Annotated in this window: 19 protein-coding genes; 14 read left to right on the top strand and 5 right to left on the bottom strand. The window is 70.0% G+C overall.

Going from position 1 to position 20793, the window contains the following annotated elements; genetic code table 11:
- Nucleotides 1-64 precede the first annotated feature (64 nt).
- Together ABD691_RS12840 and ABD691_RS12835 are read left to right on the top strand one after the other, a co-directional pair.
- On the top strand, nucleotides 65-619 hold the full coding sequence (locus ABD691_RS12840) for a CGNR zinc finger domain-containing protein (protein WP_344679847.1): 555 nt from the start codon (nucleotides 65-67) through the stop codon (nucleotides 617-619).
- Nucleotides 620-1119: 500 nt separating this feature from the next.
- On the top strand, nucleotides 1120-2328 hold the full coding sequence (locus tag ABD691_RS12835) for a S1C family serine protease (RefSeq protein ID WP_344679846.1): 1209 nt from the start codon (nucleotides 1120-1122) through the stop codon (nucleotides 2326-2328).
- A 13-nt stretch (nucleotides 2329-2341) separates the two neighbouring features.
- Here the strand turns inward: ABD691_RS12835 and ABD691_RS12830 are convergent, their stop codons facing one another.
- The 4 genes from ABD691_RS12830 to ABD691_RS12815 are packed head-to-tail and all read right to left on the bottom strand — an operon-like array spanning nucleotide 2342 to nucleotide 7060.
- Complete coding sequence (locus ABD691_RS12830) at nucleotides 2342-2944, bottom strand: GTP-binding protein (protein ID WP_344679845.1); 603 nt, start codon at nucleotides 2942-2944, stop codon at nucleotides 2342-2344.
- A 48-nt stretch (nucleotides 2945-2992) separates the two neighbouring features.
- Complete coding sequence (locus ABD691_RS12825; protein WP_344679844.1) at nucleotides 2993-3589, bottom strand: DUF742 domain-containing protein; 597 nt, start codon at nucleotides 3587-3589, stop codon at nucleotides 2993-2995.
- Nucleotides 3590-3596: 7 nt separating this feature from the next.
- Nucleotides 3597-4037 carry a roadblock/LC7 domain-containing protein gene (locus ABD691_RS12820; protein ID WP_344679843.1) on the bottom strand — a complete coding sequence of 147 codons (441 nt, stop codon included), beginning with the start codon at nucleotides 4035-4037 and terminating at the stop codon, nucleotides 3597-3599.
- Nucleotides 4038-4069: 32 nt separating this feature from the next.
- The gene (locus ABD691_RS12815; RefSeq protein WP_344679842.1) at nucleotides 4070-7060 is read right to left on the bottom strand and encodes a nitrate- and nitrite sensing domain-containing protein; all 2991 of its coding nucleotides are present in this window, start codon (nucleotides 7058-7060) and stop codon (nucleotides 4070-4072) included.
- Between the two features lie 789 nt (nucleotides 7061-7849).
- On the opposite strand from ABD691_RS12815, the gene ABD691_RS12810 reads away from it, so the two are divergent.
- The 6 genes from ABD691_RS12810 to ABD691_RS12785 all read left to right on the top strand — a co-directional run bounded on the left by ABD691_RS12810 (nucleotide 7850) and on the right by ABD691_RS12785 (nucleotide 13034).
- Entirely contained in the window at nucleotides 7850-8263 is a 414-nt protein-coding gene (locus ABD691_RS12810) for a DUF485 domain-containing protein (protein WP_344679841.1), read from the top strand.
- A 23-nt stretch (nucleotides 8264-8286) separates the two neighbouring features.
- Nucleotides 8287-9825, top strand: coding sequence for a solute symporter family protein (locus ABD691_RS12805; protein WP_344679946.1), 1539 nt, complete (start codon nucleotides 8287-8289; stop codon nucleotides 9823-9825).
- 134 nt (nucleotides 9826-9959) lie between these two features.
- Nucleotides 9960-10769, top strand: coding sequence for an ESX secretion-associated protein EspG (locus ABD691_RS12800; RefSeq protein ID WP_344679840.1), 810 nt, complete (start codon nucleotides 9960-9962; stop codon nucleotides 10767-10769).
- Between the two features lie 113 nt (nucleotides 10770-10882).
- The gene (locus ABD691_RS12795; protein ID WP_344679839.1) at nucleotides 10883-11200 is read left to right on the top strand and encodes a hypothetical protein; all 318 of its coding nucleotides are present in this window, start codon (nucleotides 10883-10885) and stop codon (nucleotides 11198-11200) included.
- Nucleotides 11201-11217: 17 nt separating this feature from the next.
- Nucleotides 11218-11787: a DUF3558 domain-containing protein gene (locus tag ABD691_RS12790; RefSeq protein WP_344679838.1), complete on the top strand. Its 570-nt coding sequence runs from the start codon at nucleotides 11218-11220 to the stop codon at nucleotides 11785-11787.
- Nucleotides 11788-11804: 17 nt separating this feature from the next.
- On the top strand, nucleotides 11805-13034 hold the full coding sequence (locus ABD691_RS12785; protein WP_344679945.1) for a hypothetical protein: 1230 nt from the start codon (nucleotides 11805-11807) through the stop codon (nucleotides 13032-13034).
- 6 nt (nucleotides 13035-13040) lie between these two features.
- Here the strand turns inward: ABD691_RS12785 and ABD691_RS12780 are convergent, their stop codons facing one another.
- On the bottom strand, nucleotides 13041-14435 hold the full coding sequence (locus ABD691_RS12780; protein WP_344679837.1) for an alpha/beta hydrolase: 1395 nt from the start codon (nucleotides 14433-14435) through the stop codon (nucleotides 13041-13043).
- Nucleotides 14436-14536: 101 nt separating this feature from the next.
- Here ABD691_RS12780 and ABD691_RS12775 point away from each other — a divergent pair, with 101 nt between their 5' ends.
- From ABD691_RS12775 to ABD691_RS12750, 6 genes are read left to right on the top strand one after another with little or no spacing between them, the layout of a single operon-like run.
- Entirely contained in the window at nucleotides 14537-15799 is a 1263-nt protein-coding gene (locus ABD691_RS12775; RefSeq protein ID WP_344679836.1) for an ATP-grasp domain-containing protein, read from the top strand.
- The gene (locus tag ABD691_RS12770; RefSeq protein WP_344679835.1) at nucleotides 15796-16578 is read left to right on the top strand and encodes a Rossmann-like domain-containing protein; all 783 of its coding nucleotides are present in this window, start codon (nucleotides 15796-15798) and stop codon (nucleotides 16576-16578) included. The genes ABD691_RS12775 and ABD691_RS12770 overlap by 4 nt, the downstream gene beginning before the upstream one ends.
- A gap of 54 nt (nucleotides 16579-16632) precedes the next feature.
- Nucleotides 16633-17724, top strand: coding sequence for a PLP-dependent cysteine synthase family protein (locus tag ABD691_RS12765; RefSeq protein ID WP_344679834.1), 1092 nt, complete (start codon nucleotides 16633-16635; stop codon nucleotides 17722-17724).
- Nucleotides 17721-18740: a dipeptide epimerase gene (locus ABD691_RS12760; protein WP_344679833.1), complete on the top strand. Its 1020-nt coding sequence runs from the start codon at nucleotides 17721-17723 to the stop codon at nucleotides 18738-18740. Before ABD691_RS12765 ends, ABD691_RS12760 begins: the two co-directional genes overlap by 4 nt.
- Nucleotides 18737-20011, top strand: a complete 1275-nt coding sequence (locus ABD691_RS12755; RefSeq protein WP_344679832.1) for an MFS transporter — start codon at nucleotides 18737-18739, stop codon at nucleotides 20009-20011. Before ABD691_RS12760 ends, ABD691_RS12755 begins: the two co-directional genes overlap by 4 nt.
- The gene (locus tag ABD691_RS12750) at nucleotides 19978-20781 is read left to right on the top strand and encodes a class I SAM-dependent methyltransferase (RefSeq protein ID WP_344679831.1); all 804 of its coding nucleotides are present in this window, start codon (nucleotides 19978-19980) and stop codon (nucleotides 20779-20781) included. The genes ABD691_RS12755 and ABD691_RS12750 overlap by 34 nt, the downstream gene beginning before the upstream one ends.
- Nucleotides 20782-20793: the final 12 nt, after the last annotated feature.

Here is a 20793-nt window from a genome sequence, read left to right as displayed (position 1 = left end):
CAGGTTGATCTGTTACCGGGACCGTAACACCACTACCTGTTACGCCGGGAGTATGTTTCGGACCATGGACAGCGAGCGCTGGCTCCGATGCGAAACCGGCGCGACGTGGCTCGACCTGATCGCCACCGTCGCCAAGGCGTACGGGCCCGCGCCGATCGAGCGCCTGACCAGCGCGGACCGGCTCGACGCGTGGTTCGGGGCCAAGGGCCTGCGGCCCGCGGCCGACGCCTCCGACGCGGACCTCTCGCACGCGCGCTCAGTCCGCGAGGCGCTTCGCGGACTGGCCCTGGCCACCGTGCGCGGGGAGTCCTGGGCCGCGGGCGATGTCGAGGTGGTCAATGCGGCGCTCGCCGACGACCGGCCGCTCGTTCTGGGTGCCGGTGGGCGGCTGGAGGGGCCGCGGACGCCGCGCGAGGCGCTCGCGCGGATCGCCCGGCAGGCCGCGGAGCACCTCACCGGGTCAGCGGCGCGGACGCTGCGGACTTGCGGGGATCCCGAGTGCGGGTTGTTGTTTCTCGATCCCGGTGGGCGGCGGCGGTGGTGCTCCGCCGAGGTTTGCGGGGTTCGGCATCGGGTTCGGGTTCATCGGCAGCGGCAGGGTGGGGGTGGGGGTGGGTGAGGGTTTTGGCGGTTTGGGGCCGAAGCGGCTTTGCCGGTTCGGGTTCTTTTGGGCTTGTGGTTCTGGGGCGCTCGCCGCCCCCAGGCCCCCGGCAGGTCTCCGGGATGAGATGGGGCTGTCTGCTGCGGTTCGGTTGGGGTGGTTCTCATCCCGTCGACCTCCACGGAGGGCTATCAGACCGCGTCAAGGGGGCGGTTTGTGCTGGTCCGCTGCGGTTTCCGGGCTTGTGCCCCCTTGACACGGTCTGATCGGGCTGCGCCAGGTCGACGGGATGAGAACCGAACCCCGCCCTTGTGGGTGGAGACTTCAACCCCGCCCTGTGGGTTGGGCTCCAAAGGCGGCTGGTCCCTTTCCTCTTGCCCCTGCCCTTTGCCCTTCCTCTTGCCTTTGCTCCTGCCCCTTGCCCCTGCCCCTTGTTCACAGGGTGTCTGGGCGACTCCGTGGTGTTTCGACAGGGAATCCATAGGGATTTCTCAGCATTGCGCGCCATCGTCGGACGTATGACTCCTGATGAGAACACCGCTCAGTTCCCCGGTCAGCCCTTACCGCCGCCGCCACCGCCCGCGAAGTCCTCCGGGGTCACCGGTGGCGTCGTCGCCGTCGCCCTGATCGCGGGGCTCGTCGGTGGTGCGGCCGGTGTCGGTGGCACGCTCCTGGTCACCGGCAGCGGGAGCACGCCCACTTCGCTCTCGCAGCACAATCCCACCACCGGCACCCAGATCAGTGCCCAGAGCGGCACTGTGCAGTTCGCCGCCGAGAAGGTCTCGCCGAGCACCATCGACATCGGGGTGCAGTCCGGTTACGGCTCCTCTGAGGGCACCGGCGTGGTGCTTACCGCCGACGGGTTCGTGCTCACCAACAACCACGTCGTCGGCAACGGCGGGCAGATCACGGTGACTTTGTCCGACGGCCGCAAGGTTTCCGCGAAGGTGGTCGGGACCTCTCCCTCCTACGACCTCGCCGTCATCAAGCTCGACGGCGTCAGCGGTCTCGCTCCGGCCGAGCTCGGCAAGTCCTCCGACCTCAAGGTCGGACAGCCCGTCGTCGCGATCGGGTCGCCGCTGGGCCTGGAGGGCACCGTCACCTCCGGCATCGTCAGCGCGCTCGACCGGACCGTGCAGGTCCAGGGCGACAACGGCGAAGCCGTCGTCTACAACGGACTCCAGACCGACGCCTCCATCAACCCCGGCAACTCCGGCGGACCGCTGGTCAACGTCGACGGCCAGGTGATCGGCATCAACTCCAGCATCCGCGGGAACGGCGCCCAGAACGCGAGTTCGGGCAGCATCGGGCTCGGTTTCGCCATCCCGGTCGACACCGCCGCGCGGGTCGCCAACGAGATCATCGCCAAGGGCGTGGCCATGAAGCCGCAACTGGGGATCCTCGGCGGCGACTCGTCGAACGGCCACGCGACCATCAGCCAGGTCGTCCCGGGCGGCGCGGCGGAGGCCGCGGGCATCAAGCCCGGCGAGACGGTCCTGAAGGTCGGCGACAAGTCGGTGACCGCGTTCACCGACCTGATGGCGCAGATCGGCGCGCACGCACCGGGTTCCAAGGTCACCCTGACCGTCGCCGACACGCAGGGCAACAACCCGCGCCAGGTCGAGGTCACCCTCGGCAGCGTGGAGGACAAGGCCCCGCAGACCGCGCCCGGTTCCGGCCAGTCCCAGGAACTCCCGTTCGGCGGCGGATTCCCCTACGGCCGCTGACGGTCGCGCGGAGCTACCCCGACCGCCGCAGCCACCAGCGCATGGCGTACTCGACCAGCACGATCAGCGCCTGCTTCGTGGATTCCCGGTTCCTGGCGTCGCAGGCGATGATCGGCACGTCCGAGCCCACCGCGATGGCCTCGCGCACGTCGTCCACCCGGTGCAGCATCCGGCCGTCGAAGCAGTTGAGGCCGACGATGTAGGGCAGCCTGCGGTCCTCGAAGAAGTCGATCGCCGAGAAGCAGTCCGCGAGCCGCCGGGTGTCGACGAGCACGATCGCGCCGATGGCCCCGCGCACCAGGTCGTCCCACATGAACCAGAAGCGGTGCTGGCCCGGCGTGCCGAACAGGTACAGGATCAGGTCCGAGTCCAGCGACAGCCTGCCGAAGTCCATCGCCACCGTCGTCGTCTGCTTGTCCGGGGTCGCCCGAAGGTCGTCGATCCCCTGGCTGGCCTCGGTCATCACCGCTTCCGTGGTCAGCGGCACGATCTCCGACACCGAACCCACGAAGGTCGTCTTGCCGACGCCGAAGCCGCCGGCCACGACGATCTTCGCCGAGGTCGCGGCCGATGCCTGGTTCGGCGGTGCGGTCCGGAAACGCGTTTCAGGTGTCATGCGGGGCCACCTCACGTGGTCGGGGCAGATGTCGGGAGCAGACGCGGATCACAGCCTTCGCAGTCCCTTCAGGACCCGCTCCATGAGCATCAGGTGCGACGTGCTGCCGTTCTCGGTGACCGTGCGGTGCACGGTGATCAGCCCGAGATCGGCCATGTCGCCCAGCAGGACCCGGGCGACACCGAGGGGGACGGCCAGCATCGCGCCCACCTCGGCCACCGACCGCGGATGCCTGCACAGCTCCGCTATCGAGTGGTGCTCGAGGCGCTGCACCATGGCCGATCGGCACATCTCGCTGGTGGACACCAGCGTTTCCAGTTCGAGCCGCTGGCTGGACCTGGTCCGGCCACCGGTCCAGGCGTACGGGCGGATGCAGGTGGAGGACTCCTCCGCACCGGCATGCCGCGGCTCGCCCGGCTCCCTGGCCTCCACCGGCTCCTCCGGTTCCGGCGGCTCCTCGACCTCGACAGGCTCCTCGACCGGCCAGGAGGCGTCCTGACCGGGCTCCGAGGGCTCCGCGACGGCGGCCTGACGCCTGCCGCGCCCGCTGCTGAGCGTGAACCTGTTGAACACCTCGGCCATCACGTCCGCGTCCGACGACCCGGCCGCGTGGCGGCGTCCTGATGAGCCCGAACCTGTGGTCATGGGGTCCTCACACCGACTGGCCGGTCATCACTCGATTCGTGCCCTGGAGCTGGGAGCGGAGTTCCGGCGTCAGGATCTGGCCGACCCGCTCGACGAGCATGGCCATCTCGTAGGCGATCAGGCCCATGTCGCAGTGCGGGGAGGCCAGCACGGTCAGGCAGGAGCCGTCGCTGATCGCCATCTGCAGCATGAGGCCGCGCTCCATCTCGACCACCGTCTCGGTGACCGCGCCCGCCTCGAAGCAGCGGGCCGCGCCCTGGGTCAGGCTCAGCAGCCCCGACGCGACAGCGGCGAGCTGGTCGGCCCGGTCGGTGGGCAGCTTCGCCGAGGCGGTGAGCAGCAGCCCGTCGGCCGACACCACGACCGCGTGCGCCACCCCCGGCACCCGTTCGGTGAAATCCGTGACCAACCAGCCGAACTGGCTCGGCTGGGGTTGCTGGGAGTTCATAGCGCCTCCTGTCCTTCGTTGGTTGTGCTGTGTCACCGGTGGTCGTCGGCCGCGTCCTCGCGCAGCGTGTGCTTGCCCTCGCGGACCCCGCGCTGGAAGCTCGTCAGCCGCCCGCGCATCAGGTCGGCGTCGCGCGGCGGGGTCGCGGCCGGGTCGTTCGCCACGCCCGCGACCAGCTGCGAGCGGGGACTCCTGCGCGGCAGCCCGGCGGAGGTGTAGTCGGCCGGTTCCTCGACCGGCGGCGCGGGCTCGGGCGCGACCGGAGGGGCGGCGGGCGGCTCCGGGCCGAGCACGGGAGGCGCGCCGTTCTGCCGGTGCCGCCCCCGGTGCAGGCCGTGCTGGAAGCTGGCCAGCCGACCCCGCGCGACGTTCGGATCCCGTTGCAGCCGCGGGGTTTCCCCACCGGCCGCGCTGCCCGCGACCAGGTGCGCGCGGGGCACGCGGACCGGCAGCCCGACCGAGGTGTAGTCCGCCGGTTCGTTCGCGGCGACCTCCTCGGCCCGGCGCCGTTCCTGGTCGTTGGCGAAGCTCCAGTCCTGTCCGGGGCCCGCGGGCCGGGCAGGCCACCGCACGCTGCCGCCGTTCGCGGTCCCGCGGTCGGGAGGCTGCGACACCTGGAACCACGCCGAAGCCAGGTCGTCGAAGATCGGCGTCGGCGCCCCGTTGTGGTGACCGTTGTACTGCGGCGTTCCGTTGTGCCGCGGTACGCCGTTGTGCTGCGGTGTTCCGTTGTACTGCGGTATTTCGTGGTGCTGGGTTGCTTCGTTGTACTGGGTTGCTTCCGGGCGCTGGAGTGCTTCCTGGTGCTGGGGTGCTTGGTGCTGGGGGACGCCGTTGTTGCCGGACGGCCGCTGGGGCACCGCGGGCCCGAAACCGTTGCGCTGACCGGGACTCGCCGCGTCCTGCTCGGCCGCCGCCCAGTCGAACGCCTGGACCAGCGTCTCCTCCTCCGACCCCGGGATGGGCCTGCGCTGGGTCGGCGGTTCTTCGATGCGCGCGGTCGGCAGCGGCACGTCGCTGTCGGCCACGCCGTTGATCCGGGCCGCCGCCGGAGCGGTCTCCACCAGCAGCTCGGCGCCGACGCCGACGTGGGCGCGCAGCCCGGTGCCCTCCGGCCCCGGGTGCAGCTCCACCCGGATGCCGTGGCGGGCGGCCAGCCTGCCGACCACGAACAACCCCATCCGCCGCGAGGTGGACAGCTCGATCTCGCCGTCGCTGGCCAGCCGCTCGTTGGCCGCCGCGAGCGCTTCCGGCTTCATCCCGATGCCCTGGTCGACGACGTCGATGCCGAGCGAGCCGTCGCCGGGCCGGTGCCCGGACACCACGACGCTGGTCTGCGGGGCGGAGAAGTTCGCCGCGTTGTCGAGCAGTTCGGCCAGCAGCCGCACCAGATCGCTGGCGGCGTAGCCGACGATCCGCACGTCCGGCAGCGGCTCGACGAGCACCCGCGGGTAGTGCTCGATCTCGGACACCGCGGCCCGGGCGAGGTCCGCGGGGGAGGCGGGCTGGGTGAACCGCCGCGCCAGGTCGGAACCGGCGAGCACCATCAGGTTCTCGTTGTTGCGGCGCATCCGGGTGGACAGGTGGTCGAGCTGGAACAGCGTGGCGAGCTGGTCGGGGTCCTCCTCGTCCCGCTCCAGCTGCTCGAACAGCCGCAGCTGGCGCTCCAGCAGGCTCTGGCTCCGCCGGGACACGTTGATGAACGAGTCGCTGTAGTGGTGCCGCAGCTCGGCCTGCTCGGAGGCGAGGCTGACGGCCTGCGAGTGCACCGCGTCGAAGGCCCGGCCGACCTGGCCGATCTCCTCGGTGGTGTCGACCGGAACCCGCTCGATCGGCGTCCGCTCGCCGTGCCCGGCGCGGATGTCGGACACCGCCTGCGGGAGCCGGACGTTGGCGGTCTCCAGCGCGCTGCGGCGCAGCAGCGCCAGCGAGCCGAGCAGCTGGCGGGCCACCAGCGCGGCCACCGCGCCCGCGATCAGCAGCGTGGACAGCAGGATCACCGACTCCAGCCCGGCCAGGTTGCTCGCGATGTCCTGCAACGAGAAAGCCGTGTCGTGGAGCCGGTTCTCCAACCGGGTCTGGATCGCCACCAGCGCGTCGAGCGCGCGCGCCGACTGGGCCTGCCACGCGGGCGGGGTCACCAGGGCCGAGGACAGCTCGGACTCGCCGGGCTTGCGCTCGGTCATCGCCAGCCGCAGCGTGGTCTCCCGCGCGGTCGTCTCCGGCCGCAGGTACATCCGGTCGTAGTCCAGCCGTTCCCGCGGGCTCGCGGTGGCCCGGAACTCGCGCAGGGCGGCGGCGCGGCGGGTCTCGCTCGCGTCGAGCAGCGCGATCTCCCGGGTGTTGAGGCTGCCCCGGGTCAGGCCCATCAGCACGACCGCCTGCTGGAGCCGCATCTCCTCGCCGATCTTGGCCAGCTCGTGCACGCTGATCGCGGTCGAGGTCAGCTGCGCCGACGAGACCTGGCTGATCAGCGTCCGGTCCAGGCCGAGCAGCACGCTGATGATCTCGGTGTAGCTGTTGACCGCGACCCCGGGATCGACGTGGGTGCCCAGGATCTGCTCGCGCAGCAGGGGGAGCTCGCCGACCTTGCGCTCGGCGTCCTGGCGCGCGAGCCGGACCACGACGTTGTCGGCGAGGTTCTCCCGCAGCACCGCGACGTGGTGCTGCATGGCCCGGTCGGACGCGGTGAAGCGGTCCTGCAACTGCTGCGGACGGACCGGGCCGTCGGCCAGGAACTCGGCTGCCGCGGTGCGTTCGTCCTGGAGCATGTCGACCGAGGAGCGCACCGATCCGGCCGCGGCGACGACGCGGTCCATCTCGGTGTACCCGGCCGCGTGCTCGATCTGCTCCCGGATCTGCATCACGCCGAGGGTCACGGCGGTGATCACCGGGACGAGCACGACGGCGGCCAGCTTGAAGGCCAGCCTCCAGTTGCGCCACTGGACGATTCCGCGAGCGGCGCGCGACCACGCGGGCGCCCGGTGCGCGTCGACGGGCGAGCTGTCGAATCCGCTGCTCACGACGCAATCCCTTCCCGCGCGGTCGAAACGAGTCGCCAACAGCGCGTTCGTCTGGTGGGCAGGTGCGGCCCAACGTTCGTTGATGCGTGGCGGTGTTCTCCCGGGAAACCGGGAGGTTTCCGGTGGCCGGCCGGCGCGGTGGTGCACCCGGTTCCGGGGCGCGTTTTGGTTTATTCCCGTGCTCGGTATTCCCGTGCTGTCGGGCAGTTTCCGTGCTTGCTGGGTTCCGGGCGTTTGGTTCGTTCCGGATGTCGAGTGCAGAACCTTACCCCACCATAACGATCACCCGATGCTCTCCGTTTTCCTTGGCTGACCAGGGAAATCGCGGCAAAGGAAGATCATTGACCGGCGCCGGGCCCGCGCGCCGCGGATTTGCCGACACCGTTTGTGTACGGGATCATGGGCCGCAGCAGCACTTTTTCACCTGATGGGTGATAGGTGCTTCCTGTCCGGCTGAAGTTGGCCCGCCATCCCCGGATCAGGGTTTTCCCGATCATTTCCCGCATTCGATCAACATCCGCTGACCAGCGGAGATCGCGCCGGCTCGGGATCCGGGCAGAACAAGATCAATAATCCGTACCGGTACCGCGGGGAGTCGGCCTTCTGGTCGTCAAACACGGTACGTGACCGACAAATTCATCAATAGGTGTGCTGTGTCGTTGCGTCGCAACTCCGAGATCACTTCGCTGGCTAGACTTCCGGCGCTGTCGGCAGTTGCCGATGTCCGGCGAATCGCTTCCCCACGCAAAGTCCCCGTTGCCGCGGCGACCTGACCGCTTGGAAGGACGCATGCCCCACGCAACCCAGTCGCAATCCCGGCGGGCCGGCGATGCCCGCCGTCCCGCCGCCTTCGGCGCGATCGACCGGTCCGCAGCGCGCCGGGAAATCCCCGAACCGGATTTCCCCGCCATCGCGCGCAGCCGCGACTTCCTGGTGCTGCGCAGGAGGTTGCGCGCCTTCGTGTTCCCGATGAGCGCGCTGTTCTTCGTCTGGTACCTCGGCTACGTCGTGCTCGCGGCGTACTTCCACGACTTCATGAGCACCAGGCTGTTCGGGGTGGTCAACGTCGGGCTGGTGATGGGAGTCGGGCAGTTCGCCTCGACGATCCTGATCACCGCGCTGTACCTGCAGTACGCGGCCAGGCGGATCGACCCGCGGGTCGCGGCGCTGCACCGCGAGGTGACCGGGGGTGAGCCGTCGTGATCGCGGCCAATCCGGTGCTCAACATGAGCATCTTCGGGGTGTTCGTGCTGATCACCCTGTTCGTGGTGTACCGGGCCAGCAGCATCGGCACCGCCACCGAGTACTTCGCCGCGGGAGGCGGGTTCAACGGCGCGCAGAACGGGATCGCGCTGTCCGGCGACTTCCTGTCGGCGGCGTCGTTCCTCGGCATCGCCGGGGCGATCGCGGTCTACGGCTACGACGGGTTCCTGTACTCCATCGGCTTTCTCGTCGGGTGGCTGGTGAACCTGCTGCTGGTCGCCGAACTCCTGCGCAACACCGGCAGGTTCACCATGGGCGACGTGCTCAGCTACCGGATGCGGCAGCGTCCGGTGCGGGCCGCGTCCGCGGTGTCGACGATCGTGATCTCGCTGGCCTACATGGTCGCCCAGATGGCGGGCGCCGGTGGCCTGGTCGCGCTGCTGCTGGACGTGCACAGCGGCAGCGGGCAGGCGCTGGTGATCGCGGTAGTCGGCGTGGTCATGGTGGCCTACGTGCTGGTCGGCGGGATGAAGGGCACGACCTGGGTGCAGATCATCAAGGCCGTCATGCTGATGCTGTGCGTGCTGATGATCACGCTGTTCCTGATGGGCAAGTTCGGCTTCAGCCTGACCTCGCTGCTGGAGCGGGCGGCCGAGAGCAACCCGCTGGGGGAGAAGATCTTCGCGCCGGGCGCGCAGTACGGCGCGAACCCGCTGACCAAGCTGGACTTCGTGTCGCTGTCGCTGGCCCTGGTGCTCGGCGTCGCGGGGCTGCCGCACGTGCTGATGCGGTTCTACACCGTGCCCGACGCCAAGCAGGCGCGCCGCTCGGTGGTCTGGGCGACCTGCACGATGGCGGTGTTCTACCTGTGCACGCTGGTGATCGGCTATGGCGCGGGTGCGGTGAACGGGCCGGCGGCGATCCTCTCCGCGCCGGGCGGGGAGAACTCGGCCGCGCCGCTGCTGGCCTACCGCGTCGGCGGGACGGTGCTGCTGGGAATCATCGCGGCGGTCGCGTTCGCCACGATCATCGCGGTGGTCGCGGGCCTGACGCTGACCGCGTCGGCCTCGTTCGCCCACGACGTCTACGCCAACGTCCTGCGCCGGGGGGAGGCCGACCCGGACTCGGAGGTCAGGGTCGCCAGGCTGACCGCGATGGTCATCGGCGCGGCGTCGATCGCGGGCGGAATCCTGGTAAACGGCCAGAACATCGCGTTCCTGGTGGCACTGGCGTTCGCCTTCGCCGCATCGGCGAACCTGTCGACCCTGCTGTTCACGCTGTACTGGCGGAGGTTCAACACCCGCGGCACGCTCTGGGGGATCTACGGTGGCCTCGGCTCCTGCCTGCTGCTGATGAGCTTCTCCCCGGTCGTCTCCGGCGGCCCGGAGTCGATCCTGCCGGGGGTGGACTTCGCGTGGTTCCCGCTGAGCAACCCGGGCATCGTGTCGATCCCGATCTCGTTCCTGTGCGGCTACGTCGGCACCCTGCTCGGCGGCGGCCAGCTCGACGAGCGCCGCAGCGCGGAGATGGAGGTCCGGTCCATCACCGGCATCGGGCGGTGAGGTTTCGGCTGTCCGGGTGGTCCTTCCCGCAGTGCTGAACCGTTTCACGGTGACATGGCTAGGCTCCGCAAGCTGGGCTCGCGTTTCGACGTTCCGGGGGCGTTGGGATGGAATGCAGCTTGTGGGAATTCGGCGTGATCGTGCGGAGCGAGAAGGCCCGCCACGACGCGGGACTCGCATCGGCGGCGGAGAGCCGGCGCAGGTTCGACGTACCGGTTTTCGTGTTCTCACGCGGAAGCGGTCTGGCGCAGCCGGCCGATCCGGGAGCCACGCTGGCCGCCGCGGAGGACAGCGCGCGGTCGAAGGGGTGGATCGAGAGCAGCGGACGGCTGGACGACCGCTGGTACGAGATCGTCTCCGCGCTGGTGTACGGCCAGAGCTTCGGTTACCTCTACCTGACCGCACCGGACGAGCCGGAGACGCGCGCGATGGTGGCGGTCGGCCAGGGGCTGGCGTTCCGCATCGTGCTGCGAGCGGACCGGGTGCGGATCGACGAGGTCCGCCCGGCCAGCGCCGACCGGAGGCTGGTCGACTGCCTGCCCGATGCCGCTCCGGCGTCGGGACGGCCGGTGCTGGTACCGACGGAGATCCTGACCGCGGCAGCGCTCGAAGCGGAGAACCACAAGGCGGATCAAGGGGATTGGATCGCGTACGAACTGGGGCAGGCGGGTGTCAGCACCGACGACGCCCGCACCGTCGGAGCCTTCGCGAAGCTCGCCGACCGACGGATCGGCCAGTTCAACGTCGGAATCCGCGACGCCATGGGCCGTCGCCACCTCGCACCGTGGTCGATCACGACGCATCATTGTGCGTCCGGGCGCGTAGCAAGGATCCCGCAGGCGCCATACGGCGAGCAGACTCTCGTTGGGCCAGCGCATGATCATTTGATCGCCGAGGCGCTGGGGGACCATCGAGCAAAACTTGAGGCACCGCTGGGCTATTAGGCCCAGCCGTGGCAACGATTGCGTCAAATCGGGGCAACCGCCTAGCTGACTACTGAGCGTCAGTGGAAGGATCGCGCGCGCCGCAACGTAACCGGCCTGAGGAGGACTCAGCGGTGAGCGTCAACGGACACACTACTTTCCACGTCGATCTCGATCGAGCACCGGAGCTGCTGGCTGAGCTCGGCGCAGTGCGCGAGAAGTACGAGAAGATCCAGGACGTGGCCCTTGAGCTGAAGGGCGTCCAGCCTCCGTTCGTCGACGATGCGACGGTGGGGGTCTTCAGGGAACTCGGCGCCCGAGCGCAGGGCGGCGACGGGGACCTGTATCGGACGACGAGCCAGATGATCAGTTGGATCGACGGTTTCAAGGCTGCGGTTGCGAAAGCGCTCGACGAATACCAGCGGATCGACGACGAAAACAGAGCGGGGTGATCATGCGGAGATCACGCATGGTGCTGGTAGCCGCCGGCCTGGTCGCGCTTGGCTCGACGGGCTGCGCCACTGTTGTGAGCGGAGTACCGGATCCGGCCCCTGTTCCGGCAGGCGCAACATCCCAAGCAGCCGACGATCCGCTGCACATCGACCATCCGAAGAACCTCAAAGCGTTCCCTGATCCGTGCCAACTGCTGTCGGTGGAACAACTTCAGCAGCTGAAGGCGGCAATCACGGGTGAACCCGATCAGTCGGAGTGGGGGCAGCCGAAGTGCACGTGGAGGAATCAGCAGTTCTCGGCCACCGTCGCTCCGGACACGGTTCAAGGCGACGGGTTGCGTTGGGAGTCCAAGATCCATGGCGACGAACAGGGAAATCCGACCGCTGAGGTGAGCGGATACCCGGCGGTGCATGGGGGAACAAGCGACATCCGTTGTTCGACGATCGTCGGGGTCTCGGACGCGGACGCGCTGACGGTGCACTTCACCACTGGTTCCGACGGCCGCGGCAATCCGGAGTACGCGGCCCCCTGCGCGATGTCGGACAAGATCACGGGTCTGGTGCTGGCGAACCTTCCTCCTGCGTGAGAAGGGACTTTGGGGGCATGGAAACGTTTGACTGGGCGTTCGGCGTCGCCGAGGTGCCCGCACCCGGGCAGGCGCCGTTCGATCATCCGAAGATCTACCGGGAAGTCGAGGCCGGTCCGGGGGTGGCATCTGCTTCTCGGGCCGAGGCCATCTGGCTGAACCGGGTCAGCGCCGCGTTCCGCGAAGCCGATGTGGCGTTGGAAGCGGTGTTGCGGAAGTTCGACGTCGTGATGTGGGGAGCGGCTGGTGACCAGGCCAAGGAGAGCATGACGCCGTTGTCGAAGGCGACGCGGGAGGCAGCCGAGGTCGCGGCCGACGTCAGTGTCGTGGTTGGACGGCAGGCGCAGGGATCGGCGGACTTCAAGAACGCTTTTCCGCCGCCACACGTGGTCCCGCCGGACAACATCGGGTGGAGCGACTACGTCAATCCGTTCTCGTACGCGGTCAAGAGCGGATTGCGGGCCATGCACGAGGAAGTGCACATCCAGGTTGAGACGCACGCTCGGCAGCAGTACACCTCCTACGCCGACGTGAGCAACGAGCGGGTCAGCGGGGTGCAGAAGTTCTCGCCGCTGCCTGTCTTCTCCGGTGAGGTCGGCCCTGCGCAGACGAAGCCGGTGGACAAGATCGATCCGCGGTTCGGTTACGCCAGTACCGAAAACACGACGCTGCCGACTCCTGTGGCGCACACGCCGATGCCGATTCCTACGCAGGCTCAGCCGAATTCGCCCGTAGCGGAACCTTCGCCGACTCCGGAGGCTCCGGCCGAATCCGGTTCGGCATGGGTTGCCCCGGCGGCGGCCACGGCACCGAACGCGAGCGGCACCGGTCCCGCCACTGCGTCGAGCGCGGGCGGCGCGGTGGTTCCGCCGACCAGCGCCGGTGGAGTGCCGGCCGGTGGTACCGGAACGGGTCGCGGTGGCGCAGGAAAGGCCGGTGGCAACGGGAAGTCCGGCGGTGAAAGGCCCGGCGGCGGGCGTTCCAGTGTTGGCGGTTCCGGTGGCGGCGCGAAGGGCACTACCGGCACGACATCGGCCCGTGTTGTGAGCGGCTTCGCCGGTGCGCCCGGTGTGGCCGATCGCGGTCAGCGTGCGGAGGACAAAGACCACGTCAACAAGTACGTCGATCGCACCGGCGAGGCTTGGCAGGAGCTGGGGCTCCCGCAGGTCGCGCCCGCCGTGTTCGGCGACTGGGATTCCCAGGACCAGGAAGGAAAACCCCCGCGCCCGCCCGAAGCTGACGCCTGATCGGCCTCAGGGCAGCCCAGCCCCCGAGCACTCCACGTCCCCAGCGGGAACGGCGCCGTCGACGAGATACGCGGCGGCGGTGTCGTCGACGCAAGGGTTGCGCTGGCTGGCGAAGACGCCGTGGGAGTAGCTGTTGTGCAGGGTGACCATGTGGGAACCTCCCAGCCTGGCCTGCATTTCCCGCGCTCCGGCCAGCGGTGTGGTCGGGTCGTGGGACGCCTGGGTGAGCAGTACGGGCGGGATGTCGTTGCTGCCCAGGCGGGCCGGTTCGTGCGGTTCCGGCCAGTACGCGCAGGTGGCGGCTTCGAGGCCGGTCAGGACCGGTTGCGGGTCCGCCGCGCGGAGCGCGCGCACCGCTCCGGTCACGTCCGATGTGGACGGTCGGGGGCTGTCGGCGCACTTGACCGTGCGCAGGGCGGCTTCGTAGTTGCGGTCGGTCGGCTCGGCGGGGCCGAAGCCCGTGGTGTCGCCGGTCTGGAGGTAGGTCGCCAGCGCGCGGGCGAACGGCTCCCAGCGCTCGGTGCGGGACAGGGTTCGGTACACGAGCCGGTCGAACTCGCCCGGGCCGAACTCCGGGTGTCCTGTGAGCAGGCCGCGGGCGCGGTCGTAGTTCGCGCGGACTTCTTCCGGCGTTGAGCCGAGGCCGGTGGTCGGGTGCGCGGCGATCCAGCGCAGCAGGACGTCGCGCTGCTCGATCATCGCGAAGCCCTGCTTGACGTCGAAGGTGTGCCAGTCGTCCGGGCTCACCACGCTGTCGAGGACCATTCTGCCGACGTGCTCGGGGAATTCGGCCGCGTAAGCCGCGCCGAGATAAGTGCCGTAGGAGACGCCGAGGTAGTTCAGCTCCGGCTGGCCCAGCGCCCGGCGGAGGAGGTCCATGTCGCGGGCGGTGTTGGCGGTGTTGATGTGCGGGCGGACCTCGCCGATGTGCTTGACGCAGTCGTCGGAGATCCGCTTCAAGCCCGCGAGAAAGGCGTCCTCGTCGACGGGATCTGCTGTCGGGTGGTCGAAAAGTCCGCCCGCGGGCCCGCAGTCGACGGGCGCGCTGCGGCCGACTCCGCGCGGATCGAAGCCGATGATGTCGTAGGAGCGCTGCACGGACTCGGGAAGTTTCGCGCGTTTGGTCGCCGCGTACTCCAGCCCGCTTCCGCCCGGGCCGCCGGGATTGACCAATAACGCGCCTCGGTATTCCTCCGGCGTTCCGGACGCCCTGATCCGGGAGACGGCGACGGACAGCGTCCGCCCGTCCGGATTGGCGTGGTCCAGCGGGACTTCCAGCTGCGCGCACTCCAGCGCCGGGTCGACCCCGGGCGGGCACTCCTCGAACCGGAGCGGAACCGGGGCCGCGCCGAGCAGCGGCGTCGTCAGGACGACCGCGAGGCAGAGCCGGGCTGTGATCACAGTGACTTCACCCTTCGTTGTTACCCGCTAGGTGGTTGTGGAGCTTATTGACAACGATTATCATCGCCGCTCGGCTGGTTCAACCGAACGAGGGAGCTGGAGTGGGTCACCTGCTGATGGTCGAGAGCTGGGTCGGGGCGATGAGCACGCTGCTTCCCAGAGCAATCAGGGAGGCAGGGCACCGGTTCAGCTTCATCACGCGCGACCTGCACCACTACCTGCGCTCGAACCCGGTTCCCGGCACGCACCCGCTGCTCGGCGCGGAGAACCTGCTCACTTGCGAGACCAACGACGTCCCCGCGCTCGCTGCGCACGCCGAGCAGCTGCACCAGGTCCTCGGCTTCGACGGCGTGCTGACCTCCTGCGACTACTACCTGCCCGCCGTCGCCCACCTCGCCCACCGGCTCGGTCTCCCCGGCGCCCCGCCGGAGGCGGTGGAACGCGCGTGCAGCAAGGACCTCACGCGCCGTGCACTCCGCGAGGCCGACGTGCCCGGACCGGCGTTCGCACTCGCCGAAACCGCTGCCGGGCTGGAGGAAGCGGCGGCGGCGATGGGGTTCCCGCTGGTGCTCAAGCCGGTCGACCTGTGCGCCGGGATGTTCGTGCGCAAGGTCCACGACGAAGCCGAGCTCCGCGACGCTTACGCGGCGCTGCAAGGGTTTCCGGTCAACGCGCGCGGCCAGCGCCGGAATCCGACCGTACTGCTGGAAGAACTGCTCACCGGTCCTGAGGTCAGCGTCGAGACGGTGACGTTCCAGGGGCGGACCACCGTCGTCGGCGTGACGGACAAGAGCGTCGCCGGCGCGCCGTGGTTCGTCGAGACCGGGCATATGTTCCCGGCTGCGCTTGACGAGGCGACCGAGCGGGCCGTCACCGGGATCGCGGTCGCCGCGATCGAGGCGCTGGGCCTGGACAACGTGGTCGGGCACACCGAGGTCAAGATCACCCCGGCCGGACCGCGCATCGTCGAGGTCAACCCGCGCCCGGCGGGCAACCAGATCACCGAGCTGGTCCGCCGCGTCACCGGCATCGACCTCGCCGCGGCCTACGCGCAGGTCGCGCTCGGCGAGCAGCCGTCGCTGGAACGCGCGGACACCGGCGCGGGCAGCGCCGCGATCTCGTTCCTGCTGCCGCCGCGCGAGGGAACCCTCCACGAGATCACCGGAGCCGGGCTGCTGGACGCCGCCGACGACGTCGTGGACTACAAGCTCAAGCCCGCCGGGCACCGGGCCGGGCCCGCGACCAGCAACAACAACTACCTCGGCCACGTCATGGTGACCGCAGGGCCGGGCGGCGCCCGCGCGCGGGCGGAGTCGCTGGTCGGCGCGCTGGAGGTCCGCTACGCCGAGGGCGTGCCCGCATGAGCGTCGGATCGGTCGACGAGCTCGTGCGCGAAGTCCTGAGTGGACCGATCGGGGACACCGCGGTCAGCGTCGGTTTCCTCACCCAGCAGGGAGCCCGGCACGCGTCGCGCGGCCGTTCGTACCGCAACCACGTGCTGAGCCTGCGCGTCGAGGACGCGGTGGGCTCGTGCGCGGTCGAGCCCGGCGAGCTGACCGATGACGTGGTCGTCGACTGCGTCGGCACACCGGTGCGGGAACTGCTGGGGCATCCGCACCAGGCGGTGCGGGTCGCCGCGCTCGACGCCTACCTGATGAGCGTCCGCCCGCACGCGGTCCACGGCGAGCAGGTCCACATAGGACGCGGCAGCTCGTTGCAGAAGTCGATGCACCGGGCCAAGTCCGTGGTCGACCTGGTCCAGGGCGAGCCCCGGCGGGTGCTGGTGATCGGGGTCGTGAACTCGTTGCTGCACCACCTGCGCGACCGGGGCTGCTCCTACGTCGCCTGCGACCGCAAGGGCGGGGTCACGGAGTGGGGCGAGCCGATCATCACCGACGCCGGGCAGGTGCTCGACGACTGCGACGCGGTGCTCGCGTCGGGAATGGTCGTGGGCAACGGGACCTTCCAGCCGCTGCTGGAGCACGCGCGGTCGACGGGCAAGCAGCTGGTGATGTTCGCGCAGACGGCCAGCGCCGTGCTGCCGTGCTTCCTCGGTTCCGGCGTCACCGCGGTCTCGGCCGAGCCGTACCCGTTCTTCTGGCTCGACGGCGGCCCCACAACCCTCTTCCGCTACTCGCTCTGAGGGACCGGACCGCCGGATCGGTGGTCACCGCGACTAAACGAGGGAAGGACAGCTGTGACTGTTCGCATCGAGGAGCGCCCGCCGGTGGCGGACGGCAACCCGGATCTCCTCGCGTTGCTCCCGGACACCCCGCTGGCCCGGATCAGCACCCCGCTCCCGCAGCCGCACCCCGGATTCTGGGCGAAGCTGGAGTGCCTGAGCGTCGGCGGGATGAAGGTCAGGGCCGCGCTGTCGATGCTGGTCGGCGCGCGGAACCGGGGTGAGCTGCGGCCCGGCGCGCCCGTGGTGGAGTCGACGAGCGGGACGCTCGGCATCGGGCTCGCGTTCGCCGGTCAGGCGCTCGGGCACCCGGTGGTGCTGGTGGTCGACCGGGAGCTGGAGGCGAGCATGCGGTCGCTGCTGCGCGCGCACGGCGCCCGGATCGAGGTGGTCGAGCAGCCGCACACCACCGGCGGCTGGCAGCAGGCCCGGCTGGACCGGGTCCGGGAGCTGTGCCGGGACCTGCCCGGCGCCTACTGGCCGGACCAGTACAACAACCCCGACAACCCGTCCGGCTACACCTCGCTCGGCGAGGAGATCGTGCGCCAGCTCAGCGAGGCCGACGTCCTGGTGTGCAGCGTCGGCACCGGCGGGCACAGCGCGGGCACCATCCGCACGCTGCGCAGGCACTGGCCCGCGATCCGCCTGGTGGGGGTGGACACCGTCGGCTCGACGATCTTCGGCCAGCCCGCGCGGCCCCGGCTCATGCGCGGGCTGGGCAGCAGCATCCACCCGCGCAACGTCGACTACGAGCAGTTCGACGAGGTGCACTGGATCGGGCCCGCGGAGGCGGTCGACGCGTGCAGGCGGCTGGCCGGGCACTCGTTCGTCAGCGGCGGGTGGAGCACCGGCGCGGTCGCGGTGGTGTCGGCGTGGGTCGCCCGCGTCGAGCCGGGGGCGCGGGTGGTCACGGTGTTCCCCGACGGCCCGCACCGCTACCTCGACACGATCTTCGACGACGACTACTGCCGCGAGCGCGGCCTGTTCGACCGGCCGATCGCCACCAGGCCGGTGGAGATCGCCCACCCGCGTGCGGCGGAGGTGCAGGGGTGGGCGCGATGTCGCCAGGTGTCCGATCCGCTTCCGGCTGTGGGGGTGCCCGCGTGAAACTCCGTTGGAGCAACAGCGAACTCCGGCTTCGCGAGCCGTTCCGCATCTCGCGCTCGGTGATGTACGAGCGGGCGGCAGTGACGCTGGAGATCGAGCACGAGGGCGTTGTGGGGCGTGGCGAGGTCGTCACGAGCGTCTACTACGGACTCGACATCGCGCGCATCGCGGAACACGTCGAGGCGCTGCGCAGCACCATCGAAGGAGCGGATCCGGAGGATCTGCTTGCCCGGCCGGGAGAGTTCGACACCGCTCCCGGGGTGAAGGCCGCGATCGATGCGGCGTTGCACGATCTGGTCGGGAAACTGCGCGGGGTTCCGGTGCATGAACTGCTGGGACTTCCGAAGCCGCAGCGGGTGCCGACCGCCTACACGATCGGCATCACGTCCCTCCAGGAATCGGTTCGCACGGCCGAATCCCTGGCCGGGCGCGGCTTCGAGCTGATCAAGATCAAGGTCGGCGGGGGCGAGAGCGAGCTGGACCGGATCGCCGGGATCCGCGCCGCCGCCCCGCACGCGCGGCTGCTGCTTGACCCGAACGGTGCCTGGGAAGCCGACCAGGCCGTCCGCCTGCTGACCGCCGCGAGCGAGTACGGCGTCGAAGCCGTGGAACAGCCGATCCAGGCGGGGACGCCGGAACTGCTCGCCGAAGTCGCGAAGGCATCCCCGGTTCCGGTCATCGCCGACGAGGACGCCGCCGGCGTCGAGGACGTGCGCGCGCTGGACGGAGTTCACGGCGTCAACATCAAACTGGCCAAGTGCGGTGGGATCAGCGCCGCGATGGAGATCGTCGACGCGGCCTACGAGTCCGATGTGGACGTGATGCTGGGCTGCCTGGTCGCCAGCAGCCTCGGCATCGCGCCCGCCGTGCACCTCGCGGGCTGCGCGCGGTGGGTCGACCTCGACGGCCACCTGCTGCTCGCGCACGACCCCTGGACCGGAATCGGTGGTGCGGACGGCTTCCTCGAACCCGAGGGCACCGCCGGGCTGGGCGTGCGGTTAGCGGGGCCGGAGTGAGGACCTGGCGCCTGATCCGCAGCTTCCCGCTCTCCGTGCAGGTGCTGCTGGTCAACCAGCTCGGCGTGAACACCGGCTTCTACCTGCTGATCCCTTACCTGTCCGGGTACCTCGGGCACGAGCTGGGCATGTCGGCCGCGCTGGTCGGGATCGTGCTCGGCGTCCGCACCTTCAGCCAGCAGGGCATGTTCCTGGTCGGCGGTTCCGCCGCCGACCGGCTCGGCGCTCGCGGCGTCATCATCGCCGGATGCGCGCTGCGGGCCGTCGGATTCGGCCTGTTCGCGCTCGGCACATCGCTTCCGGTGCTGGTGCTGGCGTCCGTCCTCAGCGGACTCGCCGGTGCGCTGTTCAACCCGGCGGTCCGGGCGTACCTGGCGCACGAGGCCGGGGAACGCCGCGCGGAGGCGTTCTCGCTGTTCAACATCTTCGCCAACGCCGGGGCGCTGCTCGGCCCGCTGCTGGGCAGCCTGCTGATCCTGGTCGGCTTCCAGATCTCCGCCGTCGCCGCCGGGGTCATCTTCGCGCTGCTGACCGCCGCGCAGGTCGCGGTGCTGCCGAAGCGACCGGTCGAGCGCTCGACGACGTCGGTGCTCGCCGACTGGAGGGAGGTGCTGACCAACCGCCGCTTCCTGGCGTTCACCGCCGTGCTGACCGGGATGTTCGCGCTGCAGAACCAGCTCTACCTGATCCTGCCGATGGAGGCCGCGCGGCTGACCGGATCGTCCGCGCCGATCGCGGTGATCTTCCTGGTCTCGACGGTGCTGACGCTGTCCCTCCAGGTCCGCGTCACCGAGCGCGGCAAGCGGTGGGGCCGGGGCCGGGCGATAGCCGTCGGCCTGGCGGTGATGGGCGCGGCCTTCCTGGCCACCACTGCGTCCGGGATGTTCGAGCCAGCGGGCGTCCCGACCGGGCTGGAGGGCACTTTCCTGCGGATGGCGCCGGTGCTGGTCGCCGCGCTCGGGCTGTCCGCCGGACTGATGTTCGCCCAGCCCTTCGTCTACGAACTCATCCCGTCGTTCGGACCACCCGCCCTGTCCGGCACCTACTTCGGCATGTTCTACCTGGCCTCCGGCGTGGTCGGGGCGGGTGGGAACGCGCTGATCGGCTGGGCCATGGACGTCGCCGGGTGGCTGCCGTCGGCGGTGTGCGTGCTGATCGGGTGCGCCTCGTCGGTGGGGGTGCTCGCGATGACGCGCAGAGGAATCTTCGGGCCGCGAAGCAGAACAGGAGCTGGCCGGTGTCGCCGGAAATCCACAGCAGCAACTTCCTGACCGACAACCCCGCCCTTTACGAGCAGCAGTTCCCCGATCCCGAGCACCTGGCCGCGAGGTTCGTCGTGGATCTGGTCGGCAGGTTCGGCGGCGGGAAGAGCGTGCTCGACGTCGGGTGCGGCACCGGCCGCGACGCCCGGTACTGGACCGGGCAGGGCTTCGACGTCGTGGGTCTGGACTCGTCGGAGCGGATGGTCGAGCACGCCGGGAATTCGTGCCCCGGAGCCGAGTTCGTGGTCGGCGACATGCGCGACTTCGCCCTCGGGCGCCGGTTCGACGTGATCACCTGCCTGGACAGCGCCCTGCTGTACTGCCACACGAACGCGGAGCTGCACGGCTTCCTCGCCCGCTGCCGCGACCACCTCGAACCGGGCGGGCTGCTGATCGCCGAGATGCGCAACGGCGCGTTCTTCCTGGGCAACATCGAACTCCTGGACGGCGTCCGGGAACGGACCGTGGTCTGGGAAGGCGTGCCCTACCGCTCGCGCACCCGGTTGTGGATCGACCACGCCGCGCAGCTGCTGCGGCGACGCCGCGTGTGGGACTGGCCGGGGTGCGCCGAACCGCTGGACCAGCGTTCGGCGTGGCGGCTGCTGTTCCCGCTGGAACTGCGGTCCTACCTGGACAGCGCCGGGTTCGAGGTCCTGGCGCTGTTCGACGAGCCCGGCCCCCGCACCGACGCGCCGTGGGAACCGGACGCGGCGCTGTCCGACCGGTTGTCCGGGGACCGCCTGCACCTGGTCGCCCGCCTTGTTCCCGAACAGTCCTGAATGGAGAGATCT

It is taken from the genome of Saccharopolyspora taberi (assembly GCF_039534165.1).
GTDB classification, from domain to species: domain Bacteria; phylum Actinomycetota; class Actinomycetes; order Mycobacteriales; family Pseudonocardiaceae; genus Saccharopolyspora_D; species Saccharopolyspora_D taberi.
This window is presented reverse-complemented; position numbering and strand designations above follow the sequence as displayed.